The 11,731-nt window shown below is 63.3% G+C and carries 14 protein-coding genes and 1 rRNA gene; 6 read left to right on the top strand and 9 right to left on the bottom strand.

From position 1 onward, the window contains the following. From rrf to gpmA, 6 genes are all read left to right on the top strand, one after another. Positions 1-98 (top strand): 5S ribosomal RNA (rrf, locus tag HPY64_03085); the annotation flags it as partial. A 175-nt stretch (positions 99-273) separates the two neighbouring features. After that, positions 274-1,227, top strand: coding sequence for a hypothetical protein (locus HPY64_03090; protein NPV66114.1), 954 nt, complete (start codon positions 274-276; stop codon positions 1,225-1,227). A 27-nt stretch (positions 1,228-1,254) separates the two neighbouring features. Continuing rightward, complete coding sequence (locus tag HPY64_03095) at positions 1,255-2,322, top strand: hypothetical protein (GenBank protein ID NPV66115.1); 1,068 nt, start codon at positions 1,255-1,257, stop codon at positions 2,320-2,322. A gap of 143 nt (positions 2,323-2,465) precedes the next feature. Beyond that, positions 2,466-3,554, top strand: coding sequence for a glyoxalase (locus HPY64_03100; GenBank protein ID NPV66116.1), 1,089 nt, complete (start codon positions 2,466-2,468; stop codon positions 3,552-3,554). Continuing rightward, a complete protein-coding gene (locus tag HPY64_03105) occupies positions 3,551-4,213 on the top strand; it encodes a phospholipase (protein ID NPV66117.1) in 663 nt (220 codons plus the stop codon). Before HPY64_03100 ends, HPY64_03105 begins: the two co-directional genes overlap by 4 nt. An 88-nt stretch (positions 4,214-4,301) precedes the next feature. Beyond that, the gene (gene gpmA / locus HPY64_03110; protein NPV66118.1) at positions 4,302-5,009 is read left to right on the top strand and encodes a 2,3-diphosphoglycerate-dependent phosphoglycerate mutase; all 708 of its coding nucleotides are present in this window, start codon (positions 4,302-4,304) and stop codon (positions 5,007-5,009) included. Here the strand turns inward: gpmA and HPY64_03115 are convergent. From HPY64_03115 to HPY64_03155, 9 genes are all read right to left on the bottom strand, one after another. Then, complete coding sequence (locus HPY64_03115) at positions 5,006-6,088, bottom strand: hypothetical protein (protein NPV66119.1); 1,083 nt, start codon at positions 6,086-6,088, stop codon at positions 5,006-5,008. The genes gpmA and HPY64_03115 overlap by 4 nt on opposite strands. 39 nt (positions 6,089-6,127) lie before the next feature. Then, complete coding sequence (locus HPY64_03120) at positions 6,128-6,772, bottom strand: 4-vinyl reductase (protein ID NPV66120.1); 645 nt, start codon at positions 6,770-6,772, stop codon at positions 6,128-6,130. Positions 6,773-6,854: 82 nt separating this feature from the next. After that, positions 6,855-7,784, bottom strand: coding sequence for a DMT family transporter (locus HPY64_03125; GenBank protein ID NPV66121.1), 930 nt, complete (start codon positions 7,782-7,784; stop codon positions 6,855-6,857). A 147-nt stretch (positions 7,785-7,931) separates the two neighbouring features. After that, entirely contained in the window at positions 7,932-8,198 is a 267-nt protein-coding gene (locus HPY64_03130) for a NifU family protein (GenBank protein NPV66122.1), read from the bottom strand. Positions 8,199-8,404: 206 nt separating this feature from the next. Further along, positions 8,405-9,628 carry an ornithine--oxo-acid transaminase gene (locus tag HPY64_03135; GenBank protein ID NPV66123.1) on the bottom strand — a complete coding sequence of 408 codons (1,224 nt, stop codon included), beginning with the start codon at positions 9,626-9,628 and terminating at the stop codon, positions 8,405-8,407. Between the two features lie 182 nt (positions 9,629-9,810). After that, the gene (locus HPY64_03140; GenBank protein ID NPV66124.1) at positions 9,811-10,638 is read right to left on the bottom strand and encodes an alpha/beta hydrolase; all 828 of its coding nucleotides are present in this window, start codon (positions 10,636-10,638) and stop codon (positions 9,811-9,813) included. 14 nt (positions 10,639-10,652) lie between these two features. Continuing rightward, positions 10,653-11,003 (bottom strand): inorganic pyrophosphatase, encoded by a 351-nt coding sequence (locus tag HPY64_03145; protein ID NPV66125.1) that lies wholly within the window; start codon positions 11,001-11,003, stop codon positions 10,653-10,655. A gap of 8 nt (positions 11,004-11,011) precedes the next feature. Continuing rightward, positions 11,012-11,368, bottom strand: coding sequence for a hypothetical protein (locus tag HPY64_03150; GenBank protein NPV66126.1), 357 nt, complete (start codon positions 11,366-11,368; stop codon positions 11,012-11,014). Positions 11,369-11,382: 14 nt separating this feature from the next. Then, positions 11,383-11,724, bottom strand: a complete 342-nt coding sequence (locus HPY64_03155; protein ID NPV66127.1) for an FHA domain-containing protein — start codon at positions 11,722-11,724, stop codon at positions 11,383-11,385. Between the last annotated feature and the right edge of the window lie 7 nt (positions 11,725-11,731).

Below are 11,731 nucleotides of genomic sequence, written 5' to 3' on the forward strand. Positions count from 1 at the left end.
GGGGTACACCCGGTCCCATCTCGAACCCGGTCGTTAAGCCCGTCAGCACCGATGGTACTGCTCTGGTAGCGGAGTGGGAGAGTAGGCCAACGCCAACCCGCAGGAATGTTGTTTTTTCCCCTCAGGCGTTTCACCTGATCATTTGCGCTTTTTCCTGATCATCTGCCTTTATCTTGGCCTATTCCGCCAGGTTGATCTGGTAATCCAACACTTCTATACTGAGGCTGCCTGGCGTTGCCGTCCTGATCTAAACACGGCGGAAGGAATTCCACCTTGGCGCGGCCTCCGATCATCTGCAGCCTTGTTCTGGTTATGGCGGTCATCTTCCTGCTGACCGGATGCGAGGGCCACAGCGCCACCGCAACCGTCACCCCCTTGCCTACGAATACCCCTGATCTGCCTGCCACCGAGACTCAGCAGGCATTCGCCGTTGCCCAGATGTCTGTGGCTATGACTCAGACCGCCCTGGCGGGGGCGCAGCAGACGGTCAGCGCTGCGCAGGCCGCCGCGGCTGCAACGCTGGCCGCGCTGGATGCCGCCCGCGCTGACCTTCACCAGACCGCTACCGCTGGAGTTGCCAGCCTGATCGCTACAGAGACGGCCATCGCCCTGGCTGTTGCCACACTGGAAGCCGGGGAAGAGCGTCTGGCTGCCCGGCAGACGGCTCTGGCGGCGGCTGCCAGTAGCACAGGTGTCGCGCAGACAGCCACCGCTGCGTATCTGGCTACCCCTGCTGCTACCCCATCCCCTGCAGTACCGATCACCGTTGAAGCCTGGCAGGAAGTCACGCTGCCCGGCATCGGCGTCCGCGCCATCCTGCCGCCCGGTTTTGTCCTCGTGGAAAGCGGCCCGGATCGTGCGATTTTCGAGCGTGCCACCGCCAGCGGTGTGCCGGCGATCATCGCTTTCAACACCGATCCGGGTGATCTACCGGGCGTTGTCAACTTTGCTGATCCGGTCGCTGTCCTGCAGGCTGCACTGGACGACCCGGCCAACGCTGATCTCTTCGATGTGCTGCAACCGGCGACGGCTTACCCCGGTCTGCGCTACCCTGCTGCCCAGGCTCGCATTCGGCTGCCCGACAGCGGGCAGATCGTTGCTTATCTCGCCCTCAAGGTGAGCGCAGATGACTGGCTGTTTTTCAGCCTGGCCGGGGCGGTGGAGGACGTCGAGCGCTGGTTACCGCCCATCGCTCCGGGCATCCTCAGCACCGGCCGGGAGTCCTGACCCTGGCTCTGGAGAAAGGGCCACCTGATGAACCCCCGTGAGCGCGTGCTGACCGTCCTGCGCGGTGAGCAACCCGACCGCGTGCCCCGGATGGTTAACTTCTACCCCTGCACCCTGCCGGGGCATCGCAACCGCGAAGCCGGCGAGATGTTCGACACTGACATTCGCTTCGTCACCATCCCCACGCCACAGGAACAGGCCGACTTCCTGGCCTATTTACGCTCCTTGCCGCCCGATGTTTACGTTGGCTCCACCACTATTCTGCGCACCTATCACGACTGGGGTTACCACCCGGAGATCGCCCGCGACGCTCCTCTGAGCGACGCCCATACGGTTGCCCAGATCGCCGCTGCTCCGCTGCCCGACTTTCTGCAGCAGATCGACCCTGACGGCCTGCGGGCGCAGGTTGAACGGCTGCACGCGCTGGGCTATCCGGTGATGGCTTCTCCGCCCCATCTGGGCGGCGAATTGTTTGAGACAGCCTTCCGCCTGCGTGGCTTCGAGCAGTTCATGATCGACCTGGTCGAGAATCCGCCGCTGGTGGACTACCTGCTCGATCAACTCACCGCCATGCACCTGGCTGTCTCCCTGGCTCTGACGCGGGCCGGGATCGATATCCTGGCACTGGACGACGACGTGGCCGAACCGACGCGGATGCTGATCAGCCCGGCCATGTGGCGGCGCTACTTCAAGCCGCGGGTAGCAGCCATCATCGCGGCCTGCCGGGCGGTCAATCCCGCTCTCGGTGTGTTCTGGCACAGCGATGGCTTCATCGAGCCGATCATCCCCGACTTGATCGAGATCGGCGTCACTATCCTCAACCCTGTCCAGCCTGATGTGATGGATCCCGCCCGTCTCAAGCAACTTTACGGCGACCGGTTGGTCTTCTTTGGCACTGTTGGCACACCGCAGCGCTGGCACTGGGGCACGCCGGAGGACATCCGCGCTGAAGTCTACGAGCGCATTCAGACGGTCGGCGTGGGCGGCGGCCTGATCATCAGCCCGGCCTACGACCTGGAACCGGAAGTCCGCTGGGAGAATGTGCTGGCGTTCTTCGACGCTGTCGACCAGTACGGCAGCTACGAGGGCAGTTGATCCGGCTCAATTCCGCCGCAGCACCTGTATGCTTTCTCAATTTTCTCATCATATTTTCATACCAAATCGATATAATTACGCTGAAAATGTGCTAAGCTTGCAAGGTGTCTGTATAGAGCGTTACTGGAAAGTGGCGAACGATCATGACTATTCTTGGTTTACACCATATCACGCTTGTTTGCGGCAATGCTCAGCGTACTGTTGACTTCTACAGTGAAGTCCTGGGTCTGCGCCTGATCAAGCAAACCGTCAATTTCGATGCGCCGGATACTTACCACCTGTACTTTGGCGATGAGATCGGTTCTCCCGGCACAGCAGTCACCTTCTTCGAATGGCCTGACGCCCCTCAGGGCCGGACAGGTCTGGGCGGCACCCATCACTTCGCCCTGACGGTGGAGACGTACGATGGCCTGCTCAAGTGGAAGCGCCGCCTGACTGACCTTGGCCTGCGCGTCAGCGGTCCCCTGGATCGCCACTATTTCACGTCGCTGTACTTTCGCGATCCGGATGGCGCCATCGTGGAGATCGCTACGCGCGGTCCCGGCATGGCGATTGACGAGGACCCGGATAAGCTCGGCATGGCGCATCGCCCGCCGCCCCCGGAACTGACCCTGCACAACCGTGATCAGGCGCGTATTGCCGCACTTACCTGGCCGGAGCCGGTGCCCGTTATCACGGCGGACATGCACCTCCAGCATGGCATTCACCACATCAGCGTCATTGGCGCGGACATCCAGCGCACCGACGCTTTCTACAGCGAACTGCTCGGCATGCAGCGGGTCAAAATGACCTCCAACTTCGACGATCCCGCCTCAGCGCACTGGTACTGGGGCGTTGATGGTGGGCGGCCCGGTACGCTGGTCACGTACTTTGAGCGTCCCGGCGACCGACCGGCGGTTATCGGGCGCGGGCTGACCCATCACTTCGCCCTGGCTGTAGCCGACGACGAGGCACAGCTTGAATGGCGGGAGCGCCTGATCCGCGCCGGTCTGGCGGTGACGCCCGTCCGCGACCGGGTATATTTCAGGAGCATCTACACCCGCGATCCTGACGGCCATATTGTGGAGATCGCCACGGTTGGGCCGGGCTTCACAGTTGACGAGGAGCCATCCGCGCTGGGCACGGCTCTCAAGCTGCCGCCCTGGCTGGAAGAACACCGCCGTTTTATCGAACGCGGACTGACGCCGCTGAAGGCCCCCGCGTGGAGCACACCGGTTGAGGCTGAACCATGACCGCGCCCGATCCGCTGCTGCCCGGCGTGACGCTCCTGACGGCAGGCGCACCCGTGGAAACAGCACAGGCGGCGGTGATCCTGCTGCATGGGCGCGGCGCTACCGCCGCGGACATTCTGTCACTGGGGCCACGGCTGGATTCCAGCCGTGCGACGCAGAAGCTCGCCTTTCTTGCACCGCAAGCCCCCGGACGCGCCTGGTATCCACACCACTTTCTGGCGCCACTGGCTGAGAACGAACCGGCGCTTTCCAACGCCCTGGCGACAGTCGGCGCGTTGATCGCCCGGATTGAGATGACAGGCATCCCGGTGGCGCGGATCGCGCTGCTGGGGTTCTCACAGGGCGCCTGCCTGGCCCTGGAATACGCAGCGCGGCATGCCCGGCGCTACGGCGGCGTGATCGCCCTGGCTGGCGGGTTAATCGGCCCACCGGGAACCCTCTTTCGCTATTCCGGTATGCTGGCCGGGACGCCGGTCTTCATCGGCTGTGGCGACTCCGATCCACACATCCCTCTGGCCCGCGTCAATGAGTCGGCTGAGGCGCTGGCTGAACTGGGAGCACGGGTAGATCGGCGCATCTATCCCGGTCTGGGTCATTCCATCGTCCAGGATGAGATCGACGCAGCACGCGCCATCCTGCACGCTTTGATCGACGACTGACGCCCATATACGCTACAATCATCCCCCGCGCGATTCATGCGATCGGCGGGGGCTTTGGTTTCTGTCCCCCATCCCTGGTGGAGCTATCATGCCCCAACTGGTGCTACTGCGACACGGCGAAAGCGAATGGAACAAAGCCAACCGCTTCACCGGCTGGACTGATGTTGACCTTACCCCGACCGGGATCGACGAGGCGGTGCGGGCGGGGCAGCGGCTGAGAACGGCGGGCTTCACTTTCGACGTCGCTTATACCTCCGTGCTCAAGCGAGCCATCCGCACCCTGTGGTTGGTGCTGGATGTGATGGACTTGATGTGGATTCCGGTGGAAAAAGCATGGCAACTCAACGAGCGTCACTATGGAGCGCTGCAGGGCCTCAACAAAGCGGAAACCGCGCGCCTGCGCGGGGAGGCAGTCGTTCACGCCTGGCGGCGCAGTTATACCGCCCGGCCACCCGCGCTGGAACGCAACGACCCGCGCTTCCCCGGCCATGACCCGCGTTACCGGGATGTGCCGCCGGACTTGCTGCCAACAACAGAATCGCTGGAAGATACATTGAAGCGGGTGCTGTCCTACTGGCAGGGGACGATCGTCCCCGCCCTGCAGGCCGGGAAGCGCGTCCTGGTGGTGGCGCACGGCAATAGCCTGCGGGCGCTGGTCACCTACCTGGATGGTATCGCCGAGGAAGATGTCCCTGCCCTGCACATCCCGACCGGCGTGCCGCGCGTTTACGAACTGGATGAGGCCAGTCTGCAGCCCCGGCGGCGCTACTACCTGGACGGCCCGGCTGGGGATTAGGCCCCGGAGCCGAGCATGGCGTCGACTTCGGCGGTTGTCAACGGCGGAAGCCGCGCCGGACGGAAGGGATAGCCTCCGTAGCCTGGTGGCGCGTTGAGGGCCAGCTCCACGCCGCTGAGGGTGAAATCCAGCCCGGCGGCGAACTTCGTGCCGATCTCGCGCATCAGCTCCACTTCCGCCGGCGAGGCTGAATCCAGGCCCAGATTGTTGGAGCGCAGCCCTGGCGGGATGGTGATGCCCAGTTCCCGGGTCACCACTTCATCCTGCAGCGAGACCTGGTAGCGCCGGAAGTCGATCCTTTCCCCGTAATGACGGACAGTCAGGCGCACGTTGTTGTCTGACGCCTCATCCAGCATCTCCCCCAGCAGCCACAGCGGCCACTGCCAGGGCATCCAGCCCTGCACCTCTCCGCGCCGGAGCTGGTTGACCGGCAGGCCGGTGCCCAGCGAAACGTGGATGACGTTGCCATCCTCCCAGCCTGGCTCACCCAGATACTCCATCGCCTCAACGGTGGCCACATAGCAGGCGTTGGTGAACGTGCCCACGCCGCCATCGACGGCGTCGCCAACCGGCTGGAAGTAGAGCGGGGCGCTGGCGCTGGCCTCAGCTACCCGGGCCAGCGAAGCGTGACCGGTCAGCGCTGCGCCCGGCCCCCGGTTGACGAAGAAGATCGTCTCCGCACGGGCCATATCCTTGACGGTGAGCAGGATAATCTTGTCCAGGTCGCCCAGCCGGACATCCCCGACAAAGTCGGCCAGCAGGCGACGCATAGCGGTTTTGTCGTAGATATAGCGCAGGCCGTGCCGGAAGACGATCGCCTGCCAGTCCTTGCGGAAGATCATCTGCACAAAGCGGTCATACAGCTCGATCATCTCGGAGGCGTTGCGCCCGGCGGCGATGCCGGCGGCGATCAACGCGCCGACGCTTGTCCCACCGACGAAATCGAACAGGCGATTGATGGGCTTGCCGGTGACTTCCTCCATCCGGCGGAGGATCATCAGAGGGATGATGCCGCGCGCCCCGCCGCCGTCAATCGTCAACAGGGTCTTTTTGTGTTCCGGGTTGAAGTCAACCGTCATCAGGCGTCTCCTCGGGCGGTCCCGATCACCGCAGGGCGTTCATTCGGCAGGCGCAGGCGCTGTCACCGGGCGCTTGCTGATGCTGATTGTGCAGGTGGGATCCCCCTGGGCGATGCAGCTGGTTTCCGCTACCAGGAAGTCTTTGCCGTTCGTCGCCCAGCGCAGACTTTCCTCCAGGATGCCAACCGCCAGATGGCAGCATGGCGCGTCGGTGTGCCGCCCCCAGCAAACCGGGCAGCGCTCGATGATCCAGTAGTAGAACTTCTGATCCTCGCTGAGGGAGACGACCTGATCGGAGAACCGGTTGAAGACCATGGCGAAGATATCAAAGCCGACATGCAGCTTGAGTGAGAGCGGCATCATGCGCACCGGCAGGTCGGCAATGCCCAGTAGCGGGTTGAACTCCCGCAAACCGTTATTGAGGCACATCTGGCCGACCTTGCGGTTCAGTTCTCGCCCGGCAGCAGCGCCATGAACGGCCTCAACCGCCGCCTGCAGCGCGCCCAGGTGTTCAAAGGGAAAGCCCAGTTCCAGGTCATTGGGCGGGTAACGCTCGCTGTAGGCTTCCAGCCCGCCAGCCTGCAGGATTTCATCCAGCGCGGCCTTACCGACCAGTTCTTCCATCGAACGCAGAATGATCAACCCCATGCGATTCGGGTAAAAGTACTGCCCTTCCTCAGCCATGATCCCCCCTCCCTGAGCCTGCTTTTACCGCTTACCGGGGCAGTATAAACTGCTTTATCTGGTGGCGAAAGCTGGATGCCGCCTAGCGTGCATGCGACTCGCCCGTCCCGTCCCGGCCCGGCGTGCCAGCCAGCGCCTGACGAATCTGGCGCCCGTTGACCAGGCCTACCCCGGCTCCGATCAGCAACGCTCCGCCGATCAGCAGGGCGTCCAGCGGCTCCCGCAGGAAGATCACGCCCAGTGTCAGGCCCACCGGTGGCATCAGGTAGGTGACCAGCGTCGCCCGCGTTGCCCCCCAGCGATCGATGATCCAGTAGTAGAGCAGGTAGGCGATGTAGGTGTTGACCACGCCCAGCGTCAGCACAGCAGCAACAGCCCCGCCGGAAATGTGCGTCAGGTCAGGCGCGCCATCAACCAGCAGGGTGATGGCGATCATGGTTGTGGCGGCGGAGAGCAACGCCCCGCTGGAGACGACCATCGGACGTAGATGGCGCAGGGTACGCCGCATATACACCGCCGCCGCGGCATAGCACAGGGACGCCGCCAGCACCGCCAGTTGTCCGGCGATGCTGTTGGCCCTCCCGCCATCCGCCGCTGTCCGGCTGGCCAGCAGCATCACCCCGCCGAAGCCACAGAGCAGGCCCAGTACCCTGAACGGTGTGATCCGTTCATCCTGCAGGGCGAAATGGGCGATCACCAGCGAGAACAACGGCACGGTGGCGTTCAAGACAGTTGCCAGGCCGCTATCGATGCTCTGTTCGCCCCAGGTGATCAGCACGAAAGGCAGCGCCGTGTTGAGCAGGCCAACACCCGCCAGCCGCAGACGGGTAGGGCGGTCAGCTGGAAAATGCTGGCGCGTGAGCCGCAGCGTGATCAGCATGGCCGCCGCGGCTATCGCCACGCGCACCGCCACCAGTTGCAGTGGCGTCAGCTCCGCCACACCGAGCTTGATCAGCAGGAAGGAAGACCCCCAGATCGTCCCCAGCAACAAGAAGCCTGCCCATACAGCCATGATCAACGCCCCCTCTCTTCGACAATGATGATCGCAATGAACGTCCCCCCTGCCTCAAAGCACAGCCCGGCGAGGGTCACTTCGCCGGGCCAGCATGGGCCACCACAAGAGCCGGAAAAGCCGGACTCACCGGTTTAGCCGGGCCGCCTACTCGACCTGCACAACGCGGATATTGGGGAAGAACTGGCGCACCGTCCCCGCCACCCAGCCATGGAGGGTCATCATCGAGAGCGGACAGCCATCACACGCGCCGCCCAGCCGTACGCGGGCGGTTGTGCCGTCAAAGTCCACAAGCTGCACCGACCCGCCATGATACATTTCCACATAGGCCGAGATATTCTCAATCAGCGCAGCCAGCCGCTCTTCCACTGGCGCGTCCGCCGGGACCGGTTCGGTAGTGGGTTGGTCAGTCATGGGTTTTCCTTTGCTCACCGGGCGTGCAGGCCCACCTTTCCGATCAACAGCTTCGCTCTCAGTATACCCTGAACGCTGCACTGCCGGTAAGATCGCAGCCGGTGGCATTCATGCCACCGGGCACAGTGGCCACTTCCTGTGGATTGCCCCGCGAATCAAAAGCGGGCGGTTCCACCCCCGGAACCGCCCGCCTGTTCTTGCCACGTCTAGGCCATCAGCAACACGTCGCGGATACGCTCCACTGCCCAGTCGATGTCCTGGCGGGTGATGACCAGCGGTGGGGCGAAGCGGATGGTGTGCTTGCGCGTTTCCTTGCACAGGATGCCGCGCTGTTGCAGCGCCTCGCAGAAGCGGCGAGCGCCCCCGGCCTGCGGCTTGAGTTCCACGCCGATGAGCAGCCCTTTGCCACGCACTTCTTTGATGTGCGGGCTGTTGATCTCGGCCAGCCGCTCCATGAAGTACTCGCCCATTTCCGCGGCGTTCTCGATCATGTCCTCATCTTCCAGCACGTTGAGTGCCTCCAGGGCCACTGCTGCGCCCAGGGGGTTGCCGCCAAACGTGCTGCCGTGATCGCCGGGCTTGAAGAGGCCCAGCACGTCGTCATCGCTGAGCACCGCGCTGACCGGGTAAAAGCCGCCGGAGAGCGCCTTGCCGATGATCATCACGTCCGGGCGAACGTCCTCATGATCGCAGGCGAACAACGCCCCAGTCCGCCCCAGGCCGGTCTGGATTTCGTCAGCCATCATGAGCACGTTGTGGCGATCACAGATCTCTCTGACCCGCCGTAGATACCCCGGCGGCGGGACAACCACGCCTGCTTCTCCCTGGATCGGCTCTACCAGGAACGCCACCGTGTTTGGCGTGATCGCCGCTTCCAGGGCTTCGGCATTGCCGTAAGGGACGATCACGAAACCCGGTGTGAAAGGGCCAAAATCTTCGCGGTAAGCTTCTTCGGAGCTAAAGCTGATGATGGTGGTCGTGCGACCGTGGAAGTTACCCTGGCAGACAATAATCTCGGCTTTATTCGGCGCTACCCCTTTGACGCGATACCCCCACTTGCGGGCTGCCTTGACTGCCGTTTCGACAGCCTCGGCCCCGCTGTTCATGGGTAAGAATCGCGCGTAGCCGGTCATCTCATGCAGCTTTTCATAGAGCAGGGCCAGCTTGTCGCTGCGGAAAGCCCGGCTGGTCAGGGTCACCCGATACGCCTGATCGATCAGCGCCTGCCGGATTCGCGGGTGGCAGTGGCCCTGGTTGACGGCGCTGTAGGCGGATAGACAATCCATATAACGGTTGCCATCCACGTCATACACCCAGATGCCTTCCGCCCGCTCGATCACCACATCCAGCGGATGATAGTTGTGCGCCCCGTAGCGATCTTCAAGCGCGATGTAGTCGGCACTGGTTCGGATGCGGAGTGTCTCTACCATACGCAGTTCTCCTCAACAACAAGCGCTTTATGCATTATACATAACTATTGGCGCTCAGACTAGTACAATTTGCATAACCTTTGTCTGTGAGCCAGTGGCTTAGCCTGCTGCCTCGAAACTGCCACCCACCGACTACTCGCCGCACCAGCAGGCTGCACGGAGTATACCCGCCTCGTCAGGAACTAATGGGCGATCAACCACGCGCTGACATCTGCCAGAACTTCTTCCTTGCCCGGCTCGTTGAAGATTTCGTGGTACATCCCCTCATAGCGCCGGATGGTTTTGTCTGCAGCACCAAGCTCACGGGCGATAATCGTCAGGCTAGCGGGTGGGGCGATAGTGTCTGCACCTCCATGGAGGCATAGCGCCGGGATCGCGATCTTCGGCAGGCCGGCCCGCGCGTCATCCGCCAGCGCAATCAGTTCTACGCCCTGCCGGGCACCCAGCCAACCGCGATAGTTGAGCGGATCGCTGTCATAAGCCGCGCGCACCGCCGGATCGCGGGAGATATCAGAGGTGCTCAGCCTGACAACCGGCAGACGCGGCGCAATCCGCGCCAGCATGCCAGCCGCGGTCTGCAACCAGCGTGGCGTCACCTCCCCCAGAACCACCGGTGCGCCGGAGGTGATCATCCCGGCCAGCAGGGACTGATGGCGAGCGGTGAACGCCAGCGCCAGCAACCCGCCCATGCTATGCCCCAGGATGAAGACCGGAAGGCCCGGATTAGCCGCCCTCACCTGATGGAAGTACCCCAGCAGATCATCCAGATACAGGCTGTAATGCTCGACACAGGCACGCGGGCCGGGGCTGCGACCATGCCCGCGCAAATCAAAAGCGCAGACGGCATAGCCCTGCGCGTTCAGGTGCGCCGCCACGTGAGCGTAACGCCCGCTATGTTCGGCTACACCATGCACCAGCAGAATCACAGCGCGGGCGCCGTCAACGGGCCACTGCCGTGTGAACAACATTGTGCCATCCGGCGCCTGGAATGTGCCGGTGATCTCGCTCATCTCATCATCGCCTCTTAGCGCGGTCTGGGGCGTGGAATCAGGATGGCGGCCTGGCCGCCGCGGTTGTGGCTCTGCAGGGCCAGCTGGGCTTCCTGGGGCGTGCAGCCCAACAGGATCTTCAGTTCGGTTTCCCGCTTGAGCCGATCCACTGTCCCGATCACGGCTACGACCTCGCGGTCGGGAAGGGAACCGATCCACACATCGATGCCCTCGCCGTCCATGGTGCGGGTGTCATCCAGGTGGCCGTAATCAAGCGGGTAGACAAAATCAGGATAGCGCGGATGGCGCGTACCCGCCGGACGGTCAATTGTAATCGAGCTGATGGCAACCAGCGCATCCAGAAACAGCCAGAAATCATCGCCCATCCTCGTTGTTATTCCCCTTTCACCAGCACCTCCAGCGCGGCCAGTAACCCATCCCAGGGCACCCATTGCGCCTCCGGCGCAGCGGCCAGCGCTTTTTCCACTGCTTCCGCCGGGCCGCCGACGAAAACCAGCGGCAGCCAGCGTGTTGCCGCCGTGGCCCACAGGGCGCGGGCGAGTTCGCGGCCATGCGCCGCCCGGCGACTCAGGTCAATCACGACGGCGTCCGGCGACTCATTCCGGATGATGTGAAAGATACGCCCGCCATCTTCCTCCTCAACCTCGACAAACCAGCCTGCGTCGCGCAATGCACAGGCGCGGCAGTCGGTGTCCTCACCCCACAGTACCAGCACGACCCGGCCTTTCATACCGCTCTGGCTCCTCACGGATCGATCCGCAGCCATGTTCGCCCGACACGGAAGAGTTCGCCGGGTTTCAGTTCGGCGCTCTCATTCCGCAGCCGCCGGTCGTTCAGAAGCGTGCCATTCTTGCTGCCGTCGTCGGTCAGCAGGAAGCGCAGCGGCCCGCTCTGATGGGTGGCCGCGCCATCGGCAATGGTATCGTCGCTGCTCAGGCAGATCAGGCTGGCATGGCGGCGCGACACCTGTGAGTCATAAGGCAGCGAGATATCGCACTCCTCGCTGCGGCCAATCGTCCACTGTGTCCTGCCGCCTAGGGCGGGCAACTGCAACAGAATCTGTAGCCCATCCTGCGGGCCGCTCATGATACGC

This window comes from Anaerolineae bacterium, assembly GCA_013178165.1.
GTDB lineage: Bacteria > Chloroflexota > Anaerolineae > Aggregatilineales > Ch27 > Ch27.

Excerpts from the sequence above, each read along its gene's own strand:
- HPY64_03095 (NPV66115.1), top strand. The coding sequence starts at position 1,255 with ATGAACCCCCGTGAGCGCGTGCTGACCGTCCTGCGCGGTGAGCAACCC.
- HPY64_03100 (NPV66116.1), top strand. The coding sequence starts at position 2,466 with ATGACTATTCTTGGTTTACACCATATCACGCTTGTTTGCGGCAATGCT.
- HPY64_03105 (NPV66117.1), top strand. The coding sequence starts at position 3,551 with ATGACCGCGCCCGATCCGCTGCTGCCCGGCGTGACGCTCCTGACGGCA.
- gpmA (NPV66118.1), top strand. The coding sequence starts at position 4,302 with ATGCCCCAACTGGTGCTACTGCGACACGGCGAAAGCGAATGGAACAAA.
- HPY64_03115 (NPV66119.1), bottom strand. The coding sequence starts at position 6,088 with ATGACGGTTGACTTCAACCCGGAACACAAAAAGACCCTGTTGACGATT.
- HPY64_03120 (NPV66120.1), bottom strand. The coding sequence starts at position 6,772 with ATGGCTGAGGAAGGGCAGTACTTTTACCCGAATCGCATGGGGTTGATC.
- HPY64_03125 (NPV66121.1), bottom strand. The coding sequence starts at position 7,784 with ATGGCTGTATGGGCAGGCTTCTTGTTGCTGGGGACGATCTGGGGGTCT.
- HPY64_03130 (NPV66122.1), bottom strand. The coding sequence starts at position 8,198 with ATGACTGACCAACCCACTACCGAACCGGTCCCGGCGGACGCGCCAGTG.
- HPY64_03135 (NPV66123.1), bottom strand. The coding sequence starts at position 9,628 with ATGGTAGAGACACTCCGCATCCGAACCAGTGCCGACTACATCGCGCTT.
- HPY64_03140 (NPV66124.1), bottom strand. The coding sequence starts at position 10,638 with ATGAGCGAGATCACCGGCACATTCCAGGCGCCGGATGGCACAATGTTG.
- HPY64_03145 (NPV66125.1), bottom strand. The coding sequence starts at position 11,003 with ATGGGCGATGATTTCTGGCTGTTTCTGGATGCGCTGGTTGCCATCAGC.
- HPY64_03150 (NPV66126.1), bottom strand. The coding sequence starts at position 11,368 with ATGAAAGGCCGGGTCGTGCTGGTACTGTGGGGTGAGGACACCGACTGC.
- HPY64_03155 (NPV66127.1), bottom strand. The coding sequence starts at position 11,724 with ATGAGCGGCCCGCAGGATGGGCTACAGATTCTGTTGCAGTTGCCCGCC.